The sequence below is a fragment of the Geobacter metallireducens GS-15 genome, assembly GCF_000012925.1.
GTDB classification, from domain to species: Bacteria; Desulfobacterota; Desulfuromonadia; order Geobacterales; family Geobacteraceae; genus Geobacter; species Geobacter metallireducens.
Genome location: NC_007517.1, coordinates 1487337 through 1511402 on the forward strand (window position 1 = coordinate 1487337; position 24066 = coordinate 1511402).

19 protein-coding genes and 1 pseudogene are annotated in these 24066 nt (G+C 54.7%); 19 read left to right on the forward strand and 1 reads right to left on the reverse strand.

Features of this window, described 5'->3' with window-relative positions; genetic code table 11:
- Positions 1 to 41: 41 nt before the first annotated feature.
- The 14 genes from GMET_RS06700 (at position 42) to GMET_RS18285 (ending at position 13734) form a co-directional block, all read left to right on the forward strand.
- Positions 42 to 1151, forward strand: a complete 1110-nt coding sequence (locus GMET_RS06700) for an EpsG family protein (RefSeq protein ID WP_004514697.1) — start codon at positions 42 to 44, stop codon at positions 1149 to 1151.
- A gap of 82 nt (positions 1152 to 1233) precedes the next feature.
- Entirely contained in the window at positions 1234 to 2256 is a 1023-nt protein-coding gene (locus GMET_RS06705; protein ID WP_004514696.1) for a hypothetical protein, read from the forward strand.
- Positions 2257 to 2315: 59 nt separating this feature from the next.
- Positions 2316 to 3305 carry a hypothetical protein gene (locus tag GMET_RS06710; RefSeq protein WP_004514695.1) on the forward strand — a complete coding sequence of 330 codons (990 nt, stop codon included), beginning with the start codon at positions 2316 to 2318 and terminating at the stop codon, positions 3303 to 3305.
- 249 nt (positions 3306 to 3554) lie between these two features.
- On the forward strand, positions 3555 to 4808 hold the full coding sequence (locus GMET_RS06715; RefSeq protein WP_004514804.1) for an ISL3-like element ISGme6 family transposase: 1254 nt from the start codon (positions 3555 to 3557) through the stop codon (positions 4806 to 4808).
- Positions 4809 to 4916: 108 nt separating this feature from the next.
- Complete coding sequence (locus tag GMET_RS18280) at positions 4917 to 5819, forward strand: glycosyltransferase (protein ID WP_004513172.1); 903 nt, start codon at positions 4917 to 4919, stop codon at positions 5817 to 5819.
- A 21-nt stretch (positions 5820 to 5840) separates the two neighbouring features.
- Entirely contained in the window at positions 5841 to 6857 is a 1017-nt protein-coding gene (locus GMET_RS06720) for a UDP-glucose 4-epimerase family protein (protein ID WP_004513171.1), read from the forward strand.
- A gap of 94 nt (positions 6858 to 6951) precedes the next feature.
- Complete coding sequence (locus GMET_RS06725; RefSeq protein WP_004513170.1) at positions 6952 to 8136, forward strand: ATP-binding protein; 1185 nt, start codon at positions 6952 to 6954, stop codon at positions 8134 to 8136.
- A 25-nt stretch (positions 8137 to 8161) separates the two neighbouring features.
- Entirely contained in the window at positions 8162 to 8722 is a 561-nt protein-coding gene (locus GMET_RS06730) for a sugar transferase (protein WP_004513169.1), read from the forward strand.
- 41 nt (positions 8723 to 8763) lie between these two features.
- Entirely contained in the window at positions 8764 to 10704 is a 1941-nt protein-coding gene (locus GMET_RS06735; RefSeq protein ID WP_004513168.1) for a polysaccharide biosynthesis protein, read from the forward strand.
- A 103-nt stretch (positions 10705 to 10807) separates the two neighbouring features.
- The gene (locus tag GMET_RS06740) at positions 10808 to 11077 is read left to right on the forward strand and encodes an AbrB/MazE/SpoVT family DNA-binding domain-containing protein (protein ID WP_004513167.1); all 270 of its coding nucleotides are present in this window, start codon (positions 10808 to 10810) and stop codon (positions 11075 to 11077) included.
- On the forward strand, positions 11074 to 11463 hold the full coding sequence (locus GMET_RS06745; RefSeq protein ID WP_004513166.1) for a type II toxin-antitoxin system VapC family toxin: 390 nt from the start codon (positions 11074 to 11076) through the stop codon (positions 11461 to 11463). Before GMET_RS06740 ends, GMET_RS06745 begins: the two co-directional genes overlap by 4 nt.
- A gap of 83 nt (positions 11464 to 11546) precedes the next feature.
- On the forward strand, positions 11547 to 11693 hold the full coding sequence (locus GMET_RS18765) for a hypothetical protein (RefSeq protein ID WP_187148469.1): 147 nt from the start codon (positions 11547 to 11549) through the stop codon (positions 11691 to 11693).
- Positions 11694 to 11718: 25 nt separating this feature from the next.
- Complete coding sequence (locus GMET_RS06755; RefSeq protein ID WP_004513165.1) at positions 11719 to 13359, forward strand: capsule assembly Wzi family protein; 1641 nt, start codon at positions 11719 to 11721, stop codon at positions 13357 to 13359.
- Between the two features lie 102 nt (positions 13360 to 13461).
- A complete protein-coding gene (locus GMET_RS18285; protein ID WP_202943494.1) occupies positions 13462 to 13734 on the forward strand; it encodes a four helix bundle protein in 273 nt (90 codons plus the stop codon).
- On the opposite strand, the gene GMET_RS06760 is transcribed toward GMET_RS18285, so the two are convergent.
- On the reverse strand, positions 13628 to 15046 hold the full coding sequence (locus GMET_RS06760) for an MBL fold metallo-hydrolase RNA specificity domain-containing protein (protein ID WP_004513164.1): 1419 nt from the start codon (positions 15044 to 15046) through the stop codon (positions 13628 to 13630). The two genes, GMET_RS18285 and GMET_RS06760, sit on opposite strands and share 107 nt — an antisense overlap.
- 205 nt (positions 15047 to 15251) lie before the next feature.
- On the opposite strand from GMET_RS06760, the pseudogene GMET_RS19270 reads away from it, so the two are divergent.
- The 5 genes and pseudogenes from GMET_RS19270 (at position 15252) to hrpB (ending at position 24066) form a co-directional block, all read left to right on the forward strand.
- Positions 15252 to 18226: pseudogene (locus tag GMET_RS19270) on the forward strand (SLBB domain-containing protein).
- Between the two features lie 24 nt (positions 18227 to 18250).
- Complete coding sequence (locus tag GMET_RS06770) at positions 18251 to 19444, forward strand: GumC family protein (RefSeq protein WP_100206459.1); 1194 nt, start codon at positions 18251 to 18253, stop codon at positions 19442 to 19444.
- Positions 19445 to 19474: 30 nt separating this feature from the next.
- Complete coding sequence (locus GMET_RS06775; RefSeq protein ID WP_004513161.1) at positions 19475 to 20653, forward strand: VanZ family protein; 1179 nt, start codon at positions 19475 to 19477, stop codon at positions 20651 to 20653.
- Positions 20654 to 20724: 71 nt separating this feature from the next.
- On the forward strand, positions 20725 to 21405 hold the full coding sequence (locus GMET_RS06780) for an HAD family hydrolase (protein WP_004513160.1): 681 nt from the start codon (positions 20725 to 20727) through the stop codon (positions 21403 to 21405).
- A 132-nt stretch (positions 21406 to 21537) separates the two neighbouring features.
- Positions 21538 to 24066, forward strand: a complete 2529-nt coding sequence (gene hrpB, locus GMET_RS06785) for an ATP-dependent helicase HrpB (RefSeq protein ID WP_004513159.1) — start codon at positions 21538 to 21540, stop codon at positions 24064 to 24066.

The window sequence follows — 24066 nt, forward strand, 5'->3', positions numbered from 1 at the left end:
ACAATGATAGTTGATTGTATTATATATAATAGTTGGTTGATATGCATGATATAGTATATATATTACTATTTGTATTTGTTGCTGTCTCTGCGTTTGTTAGCAGTCTATGCCAAGATAAGGCTCTTAAATTTATACTGTTTTCAGCATCGACATTTTTTATGAGTGCTATAATAGCATTCCGATGGGAAATAGGTACAGATTGGAATTCGTACTACGAATATTTTGTAGGAATAAAAAATGGGTCAGGAAGTTCATATGATAATCATTTTGATATAGGATTTTATTTGCTTAACTTTGTTATTGCAAATATAAACGGGAATTACACAATATTTTTAATAGTAACTACAGTTTTATCCACCGTTTTGGTGAACTATATCATTTATAAAAAATCGAATAATCCGCATCTTGGTCAATTGATTTTCTTGGGAAACTATTTACCAATCCATTTTATGGGAAGTATAAGAAGGTCGATAGCGATTACATTCGTATTCTTATTTCTTATTTATTCAATACAATATAAAAATAAGATCAAATCTTATATCATTATGATGTTCGCTTTTGCCCAGCATAAAACGTCTATAATAGGAATAACTAAATTAATTGTGCCAAAGAAACGTTTTTCTGTAAAGGTTATAATTGCTTTAATTGGTGCTGCATATTTTATCAACTATATTGGTTTAATTGACCTTATCTTGGAAAAATTATTAATGATTACCGTTGGAGGTCCTGATATTGGGCTTGTGAAAACTATAGCGAACTATTCAGGTGAAAACTATAAATTATACTCTCCAGAAAATGTAAATCCACAGATGCAATCATTATTATCCATGATAAAAAAAATAATTTATTTATTCTTTTTCACAAGAGGATTAGCTCGCAATTCAAATTCGTTAGATGATATTTCACTCAACATATATGTAATTGGAATTATGATTTATACACTTTTTATTGGTGCTATGGTTATACAGGTTTTGTCAGTGTATTTTCTATTTATGGAAGTTCTATTAGCTTCTCGTGTGTACAGTAAATTGCGTTTATATGAGAAGAGAGTTTTTCTAATTTACATATTAGTAATATCGTATGCATCCTACGATTCCAATCTTTCAGTGTTCCCAGAATTGTTTAGCCCATATAGGAGTGTTTTATTTTAGCAGGTTGTCGAAAAACTAAACCGCTTTGATTCTGATCTCAGAGCCTTTTATTTATTCAACTAAACTATGGGACAGCAGTGAGATGAAAAACATATTAATTATAACTGGGGTATTGCCCCCCAAAGTTTGTGGTGTTGGTGATTATACAAAAAACTTACTAGACACTGAAATAGGTAAATTATGGTCACCTTATGTCGCAGAATCTTGGAGATTTAGAAAACTATCATTCATACTTAAATCGATTGATCAAAGAAAGCCAGACGTAATATTTATGCAATATCCAGCCGAGGGTTATGGGTGGTCACTTGTCCCTCATATGCTTTTAATTTACTATGTATTTATAAAAAAAATAAAATTCATTACTGTATTGCATGAATATTCAAGTCTTTCATGGAAAAGTCGTTTTTTTATCAGGAACATTCTTTCTAAATCGTCACAGCTTATATTTACTACAAACTTTGAGTTGAATAACTTAGCTAAACATGTTCCAGGCATATTATCAAAAGCAAATGTATTACCGATTCTTTCCAATATTCCTAACCCAAAAGAAATAAAACAAATTTCAGATAGATCGATAGATATTCTATACTTTGGTCATATTCGTCCCAATAAAGGTATCGAAGATTTCCTTAGAGTTATATGCTCGAGCAAAATAGTAAACAAAAATCTAAGTATTAAGTTAGTTGGGCAAATTCCAAAAGGCTATGAAAATTATATAAAATCGCTTCAGGCTATTTATCCTCAAGTTATGAACATCACTACTTTAAATGCAGATCTTGACTTGGTTCATACCATGCTTGGTGAAGCTAAAATTTGTTTTCTTCCTTATCCAGATGGTATTTCAGAACGACGTGGATCATTTTTGGCAGCAATTCAACATGGATCTGTAGTGGCTTCATACGTTGGGACATGGACTCCTAGCGGATTAACAAGTGCATTCATTCCACTGGAAAGAGGTCATGAGGCTGAAAAGATTTTATATTTCCTATCAAACAATGAATTGTTAACTAGTCAACAACTTAATTCAATTTCCTACCATAATGAATCTGGGATCACAAATTGGAATGAGCTATCAAATGCATATTTAAAAATATCTGAATTATAGGCGAAATTATTAATATCTGCTTTGCAAATGAGTGCAAACTTTATACTGAGTAGGTTATAATGAAGGTTATCGTTAATTTATATCATATAAAATCAACTAATGGACTTTATTTCTATGCTCTTGATTATATCAAACAGTTAGATGGTAGAATATTAAAAATACTTGTCAGGCCTAAGCTGTACGAGCATATAATTAATACTTTTCCAGCTCTTACAGTAAAAATATGTAGTTGGGTAAGCTTGGTGAGAGAGTTGTTTTCAGCAGATGAAACTAATATGCTGATCTATACTCCAACGCCACACCCGATGCCTTTTTTAAACAATCAGTTAATTGTAATGCACGATTTTTATCCGTTTAATTATGGTAAGTATTCAACCTTAAAGAAACTACTTTTAAAAATATCACTAGCAAGTTCAAACTGTCGCGTTGCGTATATTAATAAATCTGAAATGCTTCCATCCATACTAAGCATGGGCATTGAGGAGAAAAGATGTTTGTTTGCACCGAATAGATTTCCATCTAAATTGGATATTGAAACTAGATCTAACTATAAACGGGGGGCAATTCTAAAAGTAGCGCTTGTGGGTACGGATTCACCCAAAAAAAATTACGATGAACTATTTCATATGATTGTAGATTATAATGTAACTGATAAATTCATTTTTTATATATATGGACATGAAAACAAGTACTATCACGATCTTTGCGCTGATTTTAAATCAATAAATATCTCGATCATTAATAGTGATACTGTGACGCTAGAGCAGTTTTTTGTAAACATCGATATTCTTGTTTCTGTTGCTAACCATGAAGGTTTTGGTCGCCCAATAGCCGTTGCTTTATTGCTAGGTGTTCCTTGTTTTCTGCTTGAACGTAAAGTATTTAAGGAGTTTTTTGATCCTGGCGCTATTTTCTATGAAACAGTATCCGAGATGGTGCTTGAGATGATATCTTATACAACAAAGGAACTACCTGAAGTTAATTTTCTACCTTCGTCTGAATATATTATGGCTTACGAGAATGCACTTGCTGTACTATCCCAAAATTAACATGTTGCATTACTGCTGCCTCAGAAAAGCATACGGTTTTAAATCGATCAAGTGCCTACAACGGCTCTATATCATACACTTGGCGAATTGCCGGAACCTGTTGTAATCCACAGATTCAGATGAAGTCTCATATTTATGCCTCGTCCGCAGAATCTGTGGGTAGTTGGCTGAAAAAATAAGGGCATTGCCCCTCCGTGAAGGATAAGATTGTTTTTGCGAGAAACGATCAAGTCCGACACGGGAGAAGCAATGCTTATCAAGACTGTACTGAACAAGTTCGAGCGTTTCAAGTCCTTCATTTACGGAGATTGCCGACTGGCGAAAGTCGGCGGCTCAGAAGCACTGGTCATTGACATCAAGGCTCGTCGCAACAGCAAGCCCGAATGCCCGGAATGTGGCAAGCGAGGCAAGACATACGACACGCAACCGGCCCGACTGTTCGAGTATGTGCCGATCTGGGCGTTCAAGGTCTTCTTTCGCTACGCTCCCCGTCGGGTTCTGTGCCCAATCCATGGGGTAAAGGTTGAATCCCTCCCCTGGGGGTATGGCAAAGAGCAAATGACGATCTCGTACCAGGTCTATCTTGCCCGGTGGGCTCGGCGACTCTCCTGGAAGGAAGTTGCCGAAATCTTTAAGACCAGTTGGGACAGCATCTTTCGGGCGGTGCAGTATGCTGTCGATTACGGCCTGGCAAACAGAAACCTTGATGGCGTTACGGAAATCGGTGTTGATGAAATTGCCGTCTTCAAGGGCCATCAGTATCTTACGATGGTCTATCAGCTCAATGCCGGCGTCAGGCGTCTTCTCTGGTGTGGTCCGCAACGTCGGATAAGAACGCTACTGCGCTTCTTTCGGGAATTCGGCAAAGAACGCAGCGCCAAGCTCAAGTATGTCTGCAGCGACATGTGGGCACCGTATCTCAAGGTTATCGCCAAGCGGGCACCCAATGCCGTGAACATCCTCGACCGCTTCCACATCATGCGGAAGTTTAACGAAGCGATTGACGAGGTTCGGCGCACCGAAGCCAAGGAGTTCAAGGCCGCCAAGCAGGAGAACGTCCTGGAAAAGGGCCGTTGGTTGCTGCTGAAACGGCCGGAAAATCTGTCCGAGAAGCAGACGTCACGATTGGGAGATTTGCTCAAGCTCAACCTCTCATCAATCAAGGCATATCTGCTGCGCGAGGACTTTCAGCAGTTCTGGGACTACCAGCGGTCTGACTTTGCTGGCAAGTTCCTCGACGACTGGGTCATCAGGACAATGCAAACTGACCTGGAACCGATGAAGAAGGTTGCCAGGATGTTACGCAACCACAAACCGATGATTCTCAACTGGTTCAAGGCAAAAGGCCGACTTTCCAGCGGCGCGGTAGAGGGTCTGAACCTCAAAGCAAAACTGACTATCAGAAAAGCGTACGGTTTCCGAACCATCAAGTGCCTGCAAGTGGCGCTATATCACACACTTGGCGACTTGCCAGAACCCCTGTGTCACCACAGATTCTGCTAAAGAGCCATATTTATTGACCTAATCATATAAGTGGACGTAGTTTCCATTAAATTACAGTTGCTGGTATACCAAGGATATGGCTTCTAAATTGTATATGAAACTATAATCATGACTAATAACAGTACAAAAGTGTGTGTATTACTTGCTACCTACAATGGTACGAAATGGTGTCTCGATCAGGTCAAATCAATATTAAATCAAGAAGATGTTAACTTAGAAGTTTTTGTCAGCGATGATCTTTCTTCCGATTCAACAACTGATTTACTAGCTTTATTGAATGATTCTCGTATTCATATTCTAGCTAGTTCATACAAGTTTGGTTCAGCTTGCCAAAACTTTTTCAGATTAGTTAGAGATGTTGACTTTTCTGAATATGACTATATAGCTTTTGCTGACCAAGATGATCTTTGGAACCCAAATAAGCTTTCTTATTCAATTGAGCAATTGAACGCACATTGCGCGGATGCGTTTTCTTCCAATGTTACTGCTTTTTGGCCTGATGGTAGAGCTAGATTGATTGTTAAGGATCAGCCCCAAAGAGAGTGGGATTTTTTGTTTGAGTCAGCTGGGCCAGGCTGTACTTTTGTTCTTACCAAAAAGCTTGCGTGTAATTTGGCTAATTTTTTACACAATAATTATGAAAAGACAAAAGGTGTAGCTTTGCACGACTGGTTTACCTATGCTTTTGCGCGCAGCAATTCTTATAGTTGGTGGATTGATTCTCAACCAACTATGATGTATCGACAACATGAGTCTAACGAGTTTGGTGTTAATAGCGGTGTTACAGCGGCACTGTCACGATTTAGGAAAACAAGTAATGGCTGGTATCGCAATCAGGTGATTCTTATCGGTGATCTTGTCGGAGCGGAGGATTCCTGGCCAATTAAGCGTATGAGACGATTTTCTCTTTTGGACAGAATGTTGCTGCTTTTTAATGTCTTTGCATTCCGTAGGTCGTTTCGGGATCGAATAGCATTATTTTTTTTACTATTGTTGCCGCAGAAAAAATAGCTTTACCGCGGAATATTCAACATGCAACCAAATACCTATTTTCTGCATAACATCCTCGTTACCGGCGCAACCGGCTTTGTAGGTAGTTTTCTCTGCTCGCGTCTGCTTGCCGAAGGGATGTCTGTCCGTGGAACCTTTCTAGTTACTGAAAATCCCGATTCTCTTGTCAAGGGCACTGAACAGGCATTGATCGAACCAATTGGGCCTGCCACATTCTGGGGCCATGCGCTTGCTGGTGCTGGCACGGTTATCCACCTGGCGGCTCGTGTGCATGTGATGCGGGAGCGTGCTGCTGATCCGTTGAAAGAGTTCCGGTTTGTAAATACAGAGGGGACTGCACACCTTGCACGGGAAGCTGCCAAAGCCGGCGTCAAACGTTTCGTCTTTATGGGCACGATAGGTGTCAATGGCGACAACTCGGGAGATGCCCCTTACATTGAATCCAGCCCGCCATATCCCCACAACCCTTATTCTGTTTCGAAATATGAAGCCGAACAACTGTTGCGGCAGATATCTTCCGAGACAGGCATGGAGGTTGTGATAATCCGTGCACCCCTCGTCTATGGGCCGGGAAATCCTGGTAATTTCCTCTCTCTGCTGAAGGCTGTCAACGGCGATTATGGATTCAAAACTTTGAATTTTGGATTGAAAGTCTTACCCCTCCCACTTGCCTCAATCAATAACAAACGTAGCCTGATCTATGTCGGCAACCTTGTTGATGCACTGGTAACTTGCGCAACACATCCTGCCGCAGTTGGGCAGACATACCTCGTCAGTGATGGTGAAGATGTTTCTACTCCCGAACTTATCCGTCGTACGGCCGCGGCTCTTGGGGTGCCGGCACGACTGTTCCCATTCCCAGTTCCTCTTATGAAGCTTGCTGGTAAACTGATTGACAAGAGTGCTGCGGTCAATCGGCTGACCGGTTCTCTGACTGTTGATAGCTCCAAAATCAGGCGGGAGCTTGGCTGGCAACCGCCGTTTACCATGGAAGAGGGATTGCAGGAGACTGCAAAATGGTTCGAAAAGCAAGGTTGAATTTTGGATGTCGAATTCTGGATGACTGGCAAAAGAGCAGATTTGGCATGTTTTATCCTTGCAAATCATGGAGTGATATTCCAAAATTACAAATATGATATCCCGCGCACTTTATCCATTCCTGTCAGAGGCGCTTGACTCTTCACCTGCCGTCGCGTTGCTGGGGCCACGCCAGGTCGGCAAGACCACCCTGGCCCTTGAGATAGGCAAGGTGCGCGGCGCACTGTATCTGGACCTTGAATCCGAGCAGGATCTCGCCAAGCTTGCCCAGCCCGAATTGTATCTTGAGGATCATCAGGACAGGCTGGTGATCTTTGATGAAGTGCATCGTCTGCCAGGATTATTCCCTGTATTGCGTGGATTTATTGACAAGGGGCGCCGTGCCGGATTGCGCACGGGGCGCTTTCTTCTGCTTGGTTCTGCTTCGCTTGATTTGCTGAAACAGTCCGGCGAAACATTGGCCGGGAGGATTTCCTACCTTGAGTTATCCCCTTTTAATATCCTTGAAACAGGCGAGAGGACATCAGAAGATCTCTGGGTTGCAGGCGGGTTCCCGGAAAGCCTGCTGGCGAAAAACCCGCGCCAGAGCCTGCGCTGGAGACAGGATTTCATCCGCACCTATCTTGAACGCGATATTCCGCAGTTCGGCCCGCGGATAGCCGCAGAAGCGTTGCGCCGTTTTTGGGTAATGCTGGCCCATAATCAAGGGGGGGTACTGAATGCGGCTCAATTTTCACGCAATCTGGGTGTGGATGTAAAAACCGTCACTAATTACCTTGATCTGCTTGTTGATCTGATGCTGGTCCGTCGTCTCCCACCCTGGCACGGCAATATCGGGAAGAGGCTGGTCAAGTCACCAAAGGTGTATGTGCGTGACAGCGGCCTTGTGCATGCATTGCTCGGCATACAGGATAAAGAGGGTTTGCTGGCGCACCCGGTTGTCGGGCAGAGCTGGGAGTGTTTTGTGGTGGAAAATCTCCTTGGGGCAGGGATTGGGGCTCCGCAGGGTTTTTTCTACCGGACCGGCGGAGGTGCTGAAATAGATCTGCTGCTGACATGGCCTGACGAGGAGATATGGGCTGTGGAGATCAAGAGAAGCCTCAGCCCCAGGCCTGAACGGGGATTTTACTCGGCCTGTTCCGATCTGGCCCCGGCGAAAAAATATGTCGTGTACCCTGGTGCCGAACGCTATCGAATTGCACCTGACATAGAGGCGATTCCACTCCCGCAGCTGGCTGCCGAAATTCACGCAAAGGCAATTTTGAATGTTGAATTTTGAATTTGTCTCACGGGCAGGATCCCACATGAAAAGAGTATTCGATTTAGTTCTGTCATTTCTGCTGATGCTGGTTTTTTCTCTTCCGATGCTCGTGACGGCTCTCCTGGTGAAATTGACCTCAAGGGGGCCGATACTCTACTGGTCAGACCGGGTGGGTAGGAACAACGCCATCTTCAGAATGCCCAAATTCCGCACTATGCGCACTGATACCCCGGCAGTGGCAACCCATCTCCTCAGCGACCCTGACCGCTGGCTGACCCCCATCGGTAAATTCCTCCGCAAAACCAGCCTTGACGAATTACCGCAGCTGTATAGCATTCTGAGGGGGGACATGAGTTTTGTCGGCCCAAGACCTGCATTGTTCAATCAGGACGATCTCGTTGCCCTGCGGACCGAGAAGGGGGTTCATCGGCTTACCCCTGGCCTGACCGGCTGGGCACAGATCAATGGCCGCGATGAATTGCCCATACCTGTCAAGGTCGAGTACGACGCATACTATTTGCAGAACCGCTCTCTTTTCTTCGACCTGAAAATAATGATTTTGACTGCAATCAAGGTGTTACGCCGCGATGGTGTGACCCACTAAGTTTATACAAATACAAGCAAGTGAAGGGACCGCCGTCAACCATGCTCAAACCATTCACCTTCATGCTCTCCCAACGTCGCCTGATGGTCTTCGCCCTCGATACGGCGTCCATCGCTGCGTCGTTCCTCCTCGCCTTCCTCCTCCGCTTCGACTTCACCTTTCCGCCGTTGTACCACGAAATTATCAAGGACGGCCTGCTGGTTGTCCTGCTTGTAAAGCCTCTGGTTTTCCTTTTTTCGGGCATGTACCGCAGTATCTGGAAATACGCTTCATTACAGGACGGCATCGAAATTTTCAAGGTAGTAACCCTTTCCACGCTCATCACCTCCTTTGTCCTTTTTTTCCTGCATGATACCAGTGCCATGCCCCGTTCCATCTATGTGCTCGACTGGGTTCTGCTCTTTGCCATGGTATCGACGTCACGGCTTCTGTGGCGGGTCTACCGTGAGACCTACATCATCCCCCGCTACCATACCGGCAAGCGGACGCTGATCGTCGGAGCCGGCGAGGCGGGCAACCTGCTATTGAAGGAAATAAGAAAGCAGAAAAATCCAGCAAACCAGGTCATCGGATTCCTCGACGACGACCCGGCAAAGCAGGGGATGCGCCTGGGAGGGATTCCGGTTATGGGTGATCTCGGCCGCCTTCGGGCCGCCATCCGGAAGCACCGGATTGAAGAGGTCATTATCGCCATCGCGACTGCCCAGGGTGCTCTAACGCGCCAGGTTGTCTCCTGCTGCAAGGAGACCAAGGTCAGGTTCAAGACCCTGCCGGGGATCAAGGATATCATCGATGGCACGGTCTCCATCTCCCAGATCAAGGATGTGGAGATCGAGGACATTCTCGGCCGTGAGCCGGTGAAGCTGGACCTGGAAACCATCCGGGGATACCTGACCAACAAGCGCGTACTGGTGACCGGCGCGGCGGGGAGCATCGGCAGCGAAATCTGCCGCCAGGTGGCAGCGTTCTCCCCCTACAAGCTGCTCCTCTTCGAGAGCGCGGAAACCCCCCTCTACCAGATCGAAAAAGAGCTTACGGCCAGCCACCCTGATCTCCGGATCATTCCGGTCATCGGCGACGTGCGGGACCAGGCCAGGGTCGAGATGGTTTTTGACGAGTTCCAGCCCGAGGTGGTCTTTCACGCGGCAGCCTACAAGCATGTGCCGATGATGGAGTATAACCCGGTGGAAGCGGTTACCAACAATATCGGCGGTACTCGAACGCTGGCGAATGCAGCCCATCGGTTCGGGGTTAAGAATTTCGTCATGATCTCCACCGACAAGGCGGTGAACCCGACCAACATCATGGGGGCTTCGAAGCGGGTTGCGGAGATGTATGTCCAGGGCCTGGCGAGGAAGAGCCGGACAAATTTTACCACTGTCCGTTTTGGTAACGTGCTGGGGAGCAACGGGAGCGTGATCCCGCTCTTCAAGGAGCAGATCAAGGCGGGAGGGCCGGTTACGGTCACCGACCCCAAGGTGATCCGCTACTTCATGACCATCCCCGAGGCGTGCCAGCTGGTGCTCCAGGCAGGGTGCATCGGCAACGGCGGCGAGATCTTCGTACTCGACATGGGGGAGCCGGTCCGCATCCTTGACCTGGCGGAAGAGCTGATCAGGCTTTCGGGGTTTGTTCCCCATGAGGAGATTGATATCGTTTTCACGGGATTGCGGCCCGGCGAGAAGCTTTTTGAGGAACTGCTCATCGACGGCGAGGGGATCAAGCCGACACGGCACGGGAAGATCAAGGTTCTTGCGGCTATGGATTCCGATTTCGATGCCGTTGAAAGGAATCTGGGCGTTCTCTTTGCCATGGCCGGGAACGCCGACATCGCGGGTATCGTGAAGCAGCTTCGGGTGCTTATCCCGGAATTCTCGCCCCAGTATTCTTTCAACGGTCCGGCCCCCATTGCGTTCCAGCGGGTCCGTCCCGATCTTTTCCCGCCCCCGTCTTCGAAGGTGGTCAAGTTGCAGAAGTCGTGAAGATAACGCAACCTGGAGGGGGGCAATTCAGGGTACGCGTTGATTGACCATCATTTCAACTCCTGCTATCATGTCTTACTAAATCTTACCTGAGGGTAACCGTATGGAAACGAGTAAACTGTCCAGCAAGGGACAGATAATTATTCCAAAACAGGTGCGAGAGGCCCATCATTGGCAGACCGGTATGGAGTTCGTTATAGAGAGCGTAGGCGACGGCATCCTTCTCAGGCCGCGCAAACCGTTTCCTCCTACTCGACTTGAGGATGGCCTCGGCTGTGCGGGCTACAGTGGGCCTGCCAAGACTCTGGCGGAAATGGAGCAGGGCATCCTCGAAGATCTGAAGCGGAAGTGGCTGAAGGGAGTGAATCGGTGATCGCTGTCGATACGAATATCCTGGTGCGTTACGTAACTAATGACGATCCGCTCCAGGCAAGGCGAGCGCTCGCTATTCTTGCAAGACAAGAAGATATCTTCATTCCCAAAACGGTCCTTCTGGAGACGGAGTGGGTGTTGCGTGCTGTCTATGAATTGCCGGTTGAGTCTATCCTGAAAGCGCTTCTCCATATTCTCGGACTCCCTAACGTTGTCGCGGAAAATCCGGAAGAGGTGTCACTGGCTCTTGATTATTACAGCCGGCGGCTTGACTTCGCTGATGCCCTGCATCTTGCGTCCAGTTGTCATGCTGATTCTTTTTTCAGCTTTGATGCTGCATTTGTCAAAAGGGGGAAAAAGATTGGTGCCCGGGTGGAGAAGGGGTAGCATCTGCTTCCCTCTTCGAAGGTGTTCAAGCTGTTCCGGTGCTGCACGTGCGGTGGGTGGACAGTACGTTGCACAATGCCGCCATGGCTATTCTGCTTGCGGTTGCCCGTCGTAAATCGAGCTTGGTGGACTGTGTGAGTTTCGAGCTCATGCGCATGGAAGGGATTGTGTCGGCCTTTACTTTTGACAGGCATTTCAAGGAACAGGGGTTCATCTGTGTCCCAGCATGATTCATTGTTTTTTCCCGGTACCAGGATGCTTCGCGCAGTTTTGCTTGCGATCCTGGCTCTTCCGATGCTTGCTTCAAGCGCATCGGCACTTTCTTCCCCCAACATCCCCCTGGACAGCCCCGTCTATTCCTATCTTGAAAAGCTGGCCGGTTTCGGACTGGTGCAATCAGACGTGGCGGGGATCAAGCCTTTTTCCCGGGCCGAGGCTGCGCGGCTTCTGCTGGAGGCGGAGTGGGCCCTGGAGGCGGGGGGGGGCTCCGGTGATCCGGCGTTTGCCCGGTCGATCATGGAGGAGTTGCGCCGGAAGATTCCCCGCGAAGCGGCTCTTTACACGGAACCCGACAAGGCGTCGGCCGTGGATGTGAACCCCCTGTCGAGCGCCCGGATCAGGTATGTGTACCTGGATGGCAAACCCCGCTCCTACGAGCGGCCGGTCCACGACCCGGGCAACGACGGGGTGTTCGGCATCGGCTCGGGGCTTCGGCCCGCCAATCCCTATCCTTCTCCCATACAGCAGCACGGCACCGAGGGAACGCCCCTCATGGAGAACAACGAGGGGATCATCTACCGGGACGGCCACAATGCCGAGCTGCGGTTCAGCGCCGAGGCCCACGTGAAGAGCGTGGCGTCCGCCCTGGTGGAGCCGCAGCTTTCCTATAGCAGGGGAGGGGACGGGGCTACGGTGAAGCTCGTCAAGGGGTACCTGAAGCTCGGCGGCGGTGGGCTGGAGCTGGAGGTGGGGCGGGATGCCAACTGGCTGGGGCTCGGGAACCGCGGAACGGTGACCCTGACCAACAACGCCGAGAACTTCGACCTGGTGAAGCTATCGAGCCCCGAGCCCATTCAACTGAAGTATATCGGCGCCATCAAGTATACCTTCATCGGCTCCCGCTTCGATGCCACCGTGACCAACGGCGTGGAGCGCCGTCCCTGGTTTCTCGGCGCGAAACTGTCGGTGAAGCCCGTTGATATCTTTGAATTGGGGATCAACCTGGGGAAGGAGTTCGGCGGGCCAGGGGTGAACAACAGCTTCGGTGATTACGTGCGGGGGATTGTCGGCGGCACGAGCGCGGATAATACCAACAACCTGGCCGGGGTGGAGATGCGATTGAGGCTCCCGTTCCTGCGCAATACCGAGATCTACGGCGAGTTCTCCGGGGAGGATTCGGCCTCATTCTGGCCCATCGTGGAGAGCTACGTGGCCGGCTTCTTCATCCCCCGTCTCACTGCCGGCGGCAGGGACGACCTCCGCTTCGAGTTCTTCAAGGGGAACAACATCCTCTACACCAGCGGCACATTCCCGGAGGGATACCTCTATAAGGGGATGCCTATCGGCCACTCCCAGGGGGGAGCGGTCATCGAGTTCTATCTCCGCTACAGCCACTGGTTCTCGGCGCGGAACAATCTGGCGCTGGAGTTCTACCGCACCGACCGGGGCCACGAGGGGAGGGTGAAGGTGGACGCCGCAGGCAACTTTGATCCGAATGGCGTCATGCAGGCCATCGAGAAAAAGCATGCTGGCCGGATTTCCTGGACCCTCCCGGTCCATGGCGATCTGGACATGAACCTTCTATACGGCATCGAGAAGGTCGAAAATGTTGACCTGCGGTCAGGAAATGACCGCACCAACCAGCTCTTCAAGGCGGAGTTGCGGTATCGGTATTGAGTGAGATAGCGAGGAGCGAGGTAGTGAGGTAGCAAAAAGAAAGAAGCAAGTGCTGAGGAGTAAGACGGTGGGAGGACTGGATTGGAGAAGCCGCATAGGAAATTGTTAGTATGGGAGAAATCCGTAGAACTGGCGGCGACGGTGTATAGGGTTACAGATGGTTTCCCACGACATGAGCAATTTGGCATCTCCAGCCAGATGCGGCGTTCGGCAGTGAGCGTTCCTTCAAATATAGCTGAGGGTGCGGCAAGAAAAGGAGGTCATCTCGCTACCTCGCTATTCCTAATGCTCCCTCCAACGCCTTTCGCGCCTTTTCCTCCCCATGCACCAGACGGATGGATCGGGGCGCCACGGGAATTCCGCGCACGAAATTGACCAGATCTCTCTGGTCGGCGTGGGCCGAGTAGCCGCTGATACTGTGGACCGTGGCCCTGAGGGGATAGCTGCCGCCATCCAGATCGATGCTGGTATGTTCCCCAGTGCCGGTACGCGTTTGCGCTGCCTCAAGGATTCCTCTCCCCGGCGTCCCGTGGGCCTGGTAACCGACAAAGAGAATGTCGGTGCGTGGGTCACCCATGAGGGCTTTGAGGTAGTTGACGATGCGTCCTCCGGCGCACATGCCGCCGGCGGCGATGACTACGCAGGGGCGGGCGGTCCCGCGGAGGTAGTCCACGGTGGCCCGGTGGTCGTTGTGGTTTTCGATGACCGTCATCTGCTCGAAGGAGAGGGGATGGCGCCCCTGGGAGACGACCTCTGTCGCTTCCTGGTCCCAGAGATGGCGGAGCCGGTCGTAGACCTCGGTGACGCGGAGGGCCAGGGGAGAGTCGACAATGATTTCAAGGTCGTCCCAGGGGAGGTTCGTGGCCGCCTCGTCATTCCTGTGTTCGGCGATGAGAGATTCAATCTCGTAGAGGAGTTCCTGGGTTCTGCCGATGCTGAAGGCAGGGACGAGGAGGGCTCCCCGGTTTTCCAGCGCCCGGATGATGACCTGCCGCAGTTTTTCCCGCCGCTGTTCCCGCCCTTCATGGAGGCGGTCGCCGTAGGTTGACTCCAGCACCAGGATATCGGCCCGCTCCGGTGGTGCCGGGTCGGGGAGGAGCGGTGTGAAGGGGGCTCCGAGGTCGCCGGAGAAAACCACGACCGTTTCGTTGTCGTGTCGCGATGCAGTTGTTTCCTGTACCGATGGGCGGGCGACGCTGAGTTCCGCATAGGCCGAGCCGAGGATGTGCCCCGCCTGCTGAAGGCGGAGCGATACATCCATGCCGTCCCAGGTACCGAGCTTGCGCCACGTGCCGTAGGGGAGGGGCGCTAGGCGCTTTTTCATGGCCCCGATGAACCGCTCGATGAGACCCTCGTCCCGGGTGATCCCCACCTTGACGGCGTCTTCGAGGACCAGGGGAAGGAGAAGGGCCGAGGCCTCGCTGCACCAGATTGGCCCCTGGAAGCCGGCCCCCATGAGGTGGGGTATGCGGCCGCAGTGGTCGATATGGACGTGGGTCAGGACCAGACCCTGGACCCGGTCGAGGGGAAAATCGATGAAAGGGGTATGCTTCTTCCCCTTTCCGGTGTCCGCATCATGTCCATGGAACAGACCGCAATCAATGAGAATACTTGCATTTTCGGAGATGACGAGTTCGTGGCACGACCCGGTTACGCCGTATTGCCCGCCGTGGTGAATGATTTCCATGATCTCCCCTGTCAGTCTGATCGTAACGAATGAGAAGCTAATAATAAACTCGCCAGGGAAAGTCAAGGGAGATCAGGACGCACCGGGGATCGGGGCTTCGGCGGGAAGAGTGTTTTCGAGTTGACGGGCGGGGTGGGAACGGGGTACTTATCCATGTTCGTTACGCAGCGTTGTGCATCTGAATTAATTGACACATGAGGGACCAATGAAGCGATCCATACAATCTGCATTTCTGTTTTTCCTGGGAGGGGTGTTTGCCATTGCCGCAGTCGCCTGGGCGGTCGAGCCCAATGGCGCCGGCAGGGGTTACACCGGGAGCCAGTGGGATGTTTCCGGACCGGGCGGCGGATACGGCGTTCAGACCGCTCCGCAGGCAGGCGGGTACATGATGCAGGGAGCCCCTCTGTCAGGGAGCGGGTATGCCGTTCAGGGAGTCCAGCAACCCGGAGGGTATGCCGTTCCCGGATCCATGCAACCCGGCGGGTATGGGGTGACAGCTCCGGGCGGATATGGCGCTCCTCAGGTTCCAGGCGCGATCCAGTACCAGCAGGATACCGAACAGGAGCAGGGGCTTCGCCTCATGGACGAAGGCAAAGAGGTTGAGCAGGGGCCGAAACTGCTGCTCAAGGCGGAGCCGGGCGACGGCATGGTGTCACTCTCCTGGACGGTGACCGGCGTGCGCCGCAAGGCCGAGGATATCCCTCCCCGGTTTGTGGTTCTGTACGGGAGCGAACCGGAGAAGTATCTGAAGGCAGTACCGGTGGGCGACACCACCAGCTTCCGGGTGCGGGAGCTGAAGAACAACCAGATCTATTATTTCAGGATACAGGGGCTCCCCGGTCCTGGCCAGCGCCAACTGAAGGCTCTCGTCTCGGAAGAAATGAAGGCGATGCCCGTGCCGGTGGAAGAGTTGGGCTCGCCCCTGGAGCGGGCCTTTGCCCGCAAGAGCCCCACCCTTCTCGACAAGATCGAGCCCACGCCGGTGGACCGGACCCTCAAGCAGTTCGGCTACGAATTTTTCAAGAACAGCATCGCCAACCTGCCGGCGGTGGATAATCTGCCGGTCGGTTCCGATTATGTGATCGGCCCGGGCGATAAACTGCGGATCGACGTCTGGGGGAGCCTCCAGGCCCGCTACGACGCGCCGGTGGATCGCAACGGCGAGGTAACCATCCCGCGGGTCGGCGCCGTCAAGGTGTGGGGGCTCTCTTATGGTCAGGCCAAGGATGCGATCAACAAGGCCTTCTCCCGCTACTACAAGGGGTACGAACTCAACGTCACCCTCGGCAGCCTCAGGACCATCCAGGTCTACGTGGTTGGTGAGGTTGAGGTGCCCGGCACCTATAATGTCAGTTCCCTTGCCACCGTCATCAATGCCCTTGCCGCGGCAGGCGGGCCATCCAAAAACGGCAGCCTCCGCTCGATCCGGATTTCCCGGGGGGGAAGGCGGTCCAGGAGATCGACCTCTACGACATGTTCCTGAGCGGGGACCGGAGCCGTGATATCCGCCTGGAAAACGGCGACACAGTCTTCGTGCCGGTCATCGGGCCGGTGGTTGCCGTGGCGGGGGAGGTCAAGCGGCCCGGCATTTATGAGGTCAAGGGGAAAACGGCCCTGCCGGCGCTTCTTGCCATGGCAGGGGGGATAACCGCTGCCGGCGACACGGGGCGGATTCAGGTGGAGCGGATCGAGGGGAACAGCACCCGGGTGGTCGCCGATTACCTGACCGATGGAAGGTCGCCGGACACTGAACTGGCCAAGGTCGAGGTGCGGGACCACGACCTGGTGAACGTCTTCCCGGTCCGCGAGGCGATGCGCGAGGTGGTGACCCTGGCGGGGAATGTGGCACGTCCCGGCCCCTATCAGTTCCGGAAGGGGATGCGGGTGAAGGACCTCATTCCCGACGCGTCGGTTCTTCTTCCCGAGTCATACCTGGAGAGTGCCGAGATTACCCGCCTCTCGCCCACCGACTACCGCCGCGAGGTCATGACCGTCAATCTCCGTGAGGCCTTGAAGGGGAATCCGGCCGACAACGTGGAGTTGCAGGAGCAGGATACGATCAAGATTTTCTCCCGGGACGAGATGGTGGAGCGTCCCCGGGTTTCCATCAATGGACAGGTGGTGAATCCCGGCATCTATGACTACTTTCCCCGGATGACGGTCCGTGACCTGGTCACCGCTGCCGGCAGCCCCAAGCGCAACGCCTACCTGGAGAGCGCCGAACTGACAAGGGTGGCGGTTGGCGGCAACAGTGCCAAGGCGTCCCGCCTGGAAATCAACCTGGGCAAGGCCCTTGCCGGAGACCCGGCCCACAACCTGGTGCTGGAGCCCGAAGATGCCCTGATCGTACGGGGAATCGAGAACTGGCTTGAGGCCACCGATCGCTTCGTGACCCTGAGGGGAGAGGTGAAATTCCCCGGGACCTACTCCATTGCCAAGGGGGAGCGCCTGAGCTCGGTCATTGCCCGAGCCGGCGGTTTCACCGACAAGGCCTATCTGAAGGGGGCCAAGTTCAAGCGGAAGTCGGTTCGCGACGAGCAGCAGAAGAGGATGGACGAGGTGATCACCCGAACCGAGCAGGAAATCCTCCGCAAGCAGGGGGAACTGGCGGCGGTTGCGGCGTCCAAGGAGGAACTCGAAGCGACCCGCACGGCCCTGGAAGGGCTCCAGAAGAGCCTGGCCAAGCTGCGAGAGTCAAAGGCCGAAGGGCGTGTGGTGATCCGCCTTGCCCAACTGGACACGTTCAGGAAGTCTCCCTATGATCTGGAGCTCATGGGGGGAGACATCCTCGAAGTGCCCCAGGTTTCCAGTGTCGTGAACGTCATGGGGCAGGTCTACAACCCCACCTCCTTTGTCCATTTGCCGGGTGAAGATGTGGCTCACTACCTGAAGGATGCCGGCGGCCCCACCCGTGACGGCGAAGAAGACGACATGTACATCATCAGCGCCGACGGGTCGGTTCTCAGCCGCCATCAGACCTCCTTCGGCATCAGCTGGAGCGATTCCCAGCGCCGCTGGACCTTTGGCGGGTTCCTGGCAACGCCCCTCGATCCGGGGGACACCCTGGTGGTGCCCCAGAAGCTTGAGCGGGTCGCCTGGATGCGGGAGATCAAGGACATGACCACTATCCTGTCGCAGGTTGCCCTGACCGCCGGGGTGGTTGTGGCGGCCGGGCTGTAGGGGCGAGACGACATGACTGATCCCATGAGAAATGAACAGATGGTCGAAGAGGACGAGATCAACCTTCTGGAGCTGCTCCAGGTGCTGGTACGGCGCAAGCGGCTCATTGCCGTGATGTGTGTTGCCGCGGCGCTCCTGTCGGCTGCGTACAGTCTCACCCTGCCCAATATCTATACCGGCACGGCACGGGTGCTTCCTCCCCAGAAGGACGGGGGGGGCGGTCTGTCGGCCCTGCTTGGTGGGCAGGCGGGGGCCCTTGCCGGACTGGCCGGCGTCGGAGGGCTCGGAGGCGGGGCGGATCTCTACGTGGGAATTCTGAAGAGCCGCTCTGTTGCCGACGCGGTGATCAAAAAGCTCGATCTCCAGAAGGAACTGGAGACCAAAACTCCCGACGAGACACGCACCAAGCTGCAGAATGTCGTGAAAATCCAGGCCGGTAAAGACGGCATCATTACCGTTGCCGCCGACAGCAGAAACCCCCAGCTGGCGGCCCGGTTGGCCAATACCTTTGTCGATGAACTGGGGAAGAAAAGTGTCGAACTGAATCTGACCAAAGCCGGCACGGAACGGATTTTTCTGGAGAAGCGGCTCGATGTGGTGAAGGCAGACCTCAAGAAGGCGGAAGAAGCACTCAGGGGATTCCAGGAGAAGAACCGCGCCTTCAAGGTTGACGACCAGGCCACCGCCACGATCGAAGGGGCAGCAAAACTCAAGGCCGAGATCGTCTCGAAGGAGGTGCAGCTTGCCTCGTTGCGCAGCTACCAGACCAACGAAAATCCCGAAGTGAAGGCCGTTGAGGCCGCCCTTGCCAGGCTCAGGGGGCAGTTGGGCGCCCTTACCGGCGGGGGAAGAAGCAATGACCTGATGCTGTCGGCCGGGGCCATGCCGACCCTAGGGCTTGAGTACGTACGACTCATGCGCGAGGTGAAGACCCAGGAGGCCATATTTGAGCAGCTCACCAAGCAGTACGAGGTTGCCAAGCTGGGAGAGGCCAAGGATTCTTCTTCGATTCAGGTGCTCGATGAAGCAGTCGCTCCCCAGAAGAAGAGCAAGCCCAAGCGCTCCCTGATCGTTATCTTGTCAACGGTCACGGCGTTGTTTCTGGGTATTTTCATTGCGTTCATCCAGGAATATGCCCAGAAGATGAGTGACGAGGACCGCACTCGCTGGAACGAGATCAGGGAATCCCTCTCCCCGACCCGGGCTCGGCGCGGTTGACCGGCGAGATACTGTTTGAATGGAGACCACATGAACGACAGTGCCAAGAAATTCCCTTCCCTTCGATTCCTTTTCCTCGCGGGGTGGGTGGGAACCATCATCTGGCTTTCGCTTGATCCGTCTCCGCCCCATCCCACCGTGGGGATCTTGGGGTGGGATAAGTTCCAGCACGCCTCGGCCTACGGGCTCCTTGCCCTGCTGTGGGGGAATTTCCTGGTGACGTACCGCCGGTGCCAACGGCACTGCTGGCTCATGGCCTTCGCGGGTGCCGTCGTTTTCGGCGCCCTCATGGAGGTGGCCCAGGGAGTCCTGACGACGGCCAGGACCGCCGAGTTCGGCGACCTCGTTGCCGATGCGGTTGGAGCAGGTGCCGTGAGCCTTGCTGCCGGCGCCTGGAGTGCGAGAAGACTATCCCTGGCCTTTGTCGTGGCCGTGACGCTCCTTGCGGGTGTGCGGGGAGCCCAAGCCGATGACAACGGAGTGGGGGCCTTTGTGCGTGACGAGGCCGTAACCCTTCGCGACGAGACCGGGGAATTTCTCGCTGCTCCCTTCCGGACCGACAACAACGCCATTTGGAAGACCCTGGCCGTTGCCGGTGCTGTCGGGCTTACCTACATATACGACACTGACATCCGGGACAAGGTGCAGGAAACAAGGGGAAAGACCCTTGGCCGGGCAGCCGATGCCGGGAACGTGATCGGCAATCCCTTTGTTCACCTGGGGGTTGCCGGTGCCGTCTGGGGCGGGGGGCTCCTTGCCGATTCACCCCGATGGCGGGACACGGGGCTCATGATGGGGGAGGCGGCGGTCATCGCCGATGCCGCCACCTTGGTCCTGAAGCAAGCCGTCGGACGGGCGCGCCCCCTCACGGGGAGCAGCAAGGGGAGCTTCCGTCCCTTTCAGTTCACGTCCGATTACGATTCATTCCCTTCCATGCACACGGCCAGCTCCTTTGCCATGGCCTCGGTCATCTCCCGTACCTCGGGGAGCGTCCCGGTGGGGGTTCTCTCCTATGCCACCGCCGCCTTTGTGGGGTTTTCACGCATGTACGAGGACAAACACTGGGCAAGCGACGTGCTCCTGGGCGCTGTCATCGGCGAGTTGGCAGGGCGGGTCGTCACAGACCATTATGCGCGGAAGGGGAGTGTGACCCTGGTCCCTTCCGTCAGCGGATCGTCGGCTAGTTTAATGCTGGTAAAGAAGTTCTAGATTAAGGGGTAATGGTTTTTCAGGTCTCACCCGGTCCCTGATCACCGGTCCCCGATCCCGGAGGTTTTTTAATGCTTTCCGCAGTCATTTTCGATTTCGACGGCATCATCGTCGATACCGAGCCGCTCCATTACCGGGCTTTCCAGGCTATTCTCGAGCCCCTGGGGCTCGGTTATGCCTGGGAGGAGTATGTGAATCTCTATATGGGGTTTGACGATCGCGATGCCTTCCGCGAGGCGTTCAGGGTGCACGGCAGGACCCTGAACGACCATGAACTGGAACTGCTCATCGACCGCAAGGCCGCGGCGTTCCAGGAGATCATCTCCAGTGGCGTTGCTCCCTATCCGGGAGTTGTCGAACTCATCCGATCCATCAACGGTACCTTCCCGTTGGCGCTTTGCAGCGGCGCCCTCAGGTGCGACATCCTCCCCATACTGGCGGGCCTCGGCCTGTCCAACGCCTTTGACGTGATGGTCACCGCCGAAGAGGTGACTGCCAGCAAGCCCGATCCCGCCAGCTACGCCCTTGCCGTGGAGCGGCTCGCCGCTGCCTTCGTCGACCGGGGGATTCTCCCCGGCCGCTGCATCGCCATCGAAGACACTCCCGCCGGCATCGCCTCCGCCACCGGCGCCGGCATTCCCGTCATCGCCGTCACCAACAGCTATCCCGCCGAGATGCTCAGCGGCGCCGTCAGGGTGGTTGACTCACTTGCGGGGCTTGCTCTTGCGGACATCGAGAACCTGGCGAGATAGCGAGGGAGTAAGGGAGCAAGTAGCGAGGGCGCGAGGGAGCGAGTAGCGAAGTCTCTCTGCGCCCTCGTTATCTCACTCTTTTACCACTCACTACCTCGCTATCTCGCTATCTCGCTATCTCACCATCTCGCCATGCTTCTTCCCATTGAAGACATCCTGCCTCAGCTGACATCCTCCCTTCAGACCCACAATTCCGTGGTCATCCAGGCTCCGCCCGGAGCCGGCAAGACGACGCGTGTTCCCCTTGCACTCCTGGACGCCCCATGGCTCCGGGGGAAGGGGATTGTCATGCTCGAGCCGCGACGGCTCGCGGCCACCAATGCCGCCCGCTGGATGGCGTCCATCCTTGGCGAGGAAGCGGGAGGGACGGTGGGCTACACGATCCGCTTCGACCGGAAGGTGTCGCGCCAAACCCGGGTGGAGGTGGTTACCGAGGGAGTGCTCACTCGCCGGCTCCAGACAGACCCGCTCCTCGAGGGGGTTGGCGCGGTGATCTTCGACGAGTTCCACGAGCGGAGCATCCATGCGGACCTGGCCCTGGCCCTCTGTCGCGACGTGCAGCAGGGATTGCGGGAGGAGCTGCGGATCATCGTCATGTCGGCGACCCTCGAAGCGGCGCCGGTGGCAGGGCTTCTGGGGGACGCGCCGATCATTACGAGCGAGGGGCGGAGTTTTTCCGTGGAGATCCGCCACCTTCCCGAGGATTCCCGCGACCCCCTCCCGATTGCCGTCTCCCGCGCCATTCGCACGGCCCTTGCTGTCACAGAGGGGGACATCCTCGCCTTTCTGCCGGGAGTAGGGGAAATCCGGCGTTGTCACCAATTCCTGCAGGAAGGGGAAGCGCTCCATTCTGCGCCTCTCATTGCTCCCCTCTATGGCGACCTCCCCTTTGCCGAACAGGAACGGGCCATTCTTTCCGCCGACCGGCGCAAGGTGGTGCTCGCCACCAATATAGCGGAAACGAGTCTCACCATCGAAGGGGTGCGGGTGGTCATCGACAGCGGTTTTTGCCGCCGGCTGCGGTTCGATCCCGGGTCGGGGCTTGACCGGCTCGTCACGGAGCGGATTTCGGCCGCCTCCGCCACCCAGCGGGCAGGGCGGGCCGGCCGGCTCGGTCCTGGCACCTGCTTCCGGCTCTGGTCCGAACACACTCAGCGGACCCTCATTCCCGCCGACCCTCCCGAGATCGCCACCTCCGACCTGACACCGGTGGCCCTTGACCTGGCTGCCTGGGGGGTGACCGATGCCTCCACCCTTTCGTGGCTCACGCCCCCTCCGAAATCCTCTTTGGAGGAGGGGCGACAGCTCCTTGTTCAGCTTGAAGCCCTCGACCGCCACGGCATGATCACCGAGGTTGGCCGACGGATGGCGGAGCTGCCGGTCCATCCCCGCCTCGCCCACATGCTTACCAGGGCCGTCGGGAGGGGCGTTGGTCCCCTTGCCTGTGACGTGGCGGCGATCATGTCGGAGCGTGACCTCGTGAAGGCTTCCGGAGGGACGGCGTTGGAGCGGAGCGAAAGCGACATGCTCGTTCGGGTTGAGGTGCTGAATGGGTGGCGGAAGGGGCGGCGCTTTGCAGGGGGGGATGCCGCGACCTGCCGCACCGTCGACCGCTCTGCCCAGCATCTGCGCAGGTTGCTCAACATCGGGAAGGAGCATGCGGTTGTCGGCGCGGATGCCGAAACGGTGGGCCTCCTGCTCGCCTGGGCCTACCCGGATCGAATCGCGCTGCGCCGCGGTGACGGCGGGCGCCGGTATCTCCTTGCCGGAGGACGCGGGGCGCTTCTCTCCGAACGAAGCTCGGTCCATGACGAGCCGCTTCTGGTGGCCCATGTGGTGGAGCGGGGGGAGAGGGGAGACGACCTGATTCGCCAGGCAAGTGTTCTGACGCTGGAAACCTTCAGAAGGGAGTTCTCCGACGGCATCGTCACCGGGAGGAACGTGTTCTGGGATGAGCGGGAAGGGAGGGTGGTAAGCTGCGAGGAGGAGCGGTTCGGTGCCCTCGTCCTCGGAAGCAGGCCATCCGCTGCCACGGCTGACGAGGTGCGAAGCGCACTGGTGGAGGGAATCGTGAGGGGGCCCGGCCTGTCAGCCCTTAGCTGGTCCACGGCCGCACGCCGGTTCAGGGCGCGGGTGCGGCTCATGGCCCGCGTTTTTCCCGACGAGGGATGGCCCAATCTCTCCGATGAGGCCCTCCTGGCAACCCTTGGCGAGTGGCTGGGACCTCAACTGGACGGGGTGCGGCGACTTGCCGACGCGGCTGCGGTGGACCTGCTCCCTCCCCTGCAGGGGCTCCTCCCCTGGAATCTGCTCCGCCGCCTCGATGAAGGGGCGCCGACCCATCTGGTGGTTCCGAGCGGTTCGCGGGTCCCTATCGATTACGGAGATGACGGGACACCGACCCTGGCGGTGAAGCTCCAGGAGATGTTCGGCCTTGCCGAGACCCCCACCGTGGCGTGGGGGAGGGTGCCGGTGGTTGTCCATCTCTTGTCGCCGGCTGGCCGCCCCCTTCAGGTGACCGCAGACCTGCGGGGGTTCTGGAACGGGGCCTACCAGGAGGTGAAAAAGGAAATGCGGGGACGCTACCCAAAGCACCCGTGGCCCGATGACCCGTGGACTGCCATACCCACGCGCAGGACAAAGGGGCATGAGAGAAAATAG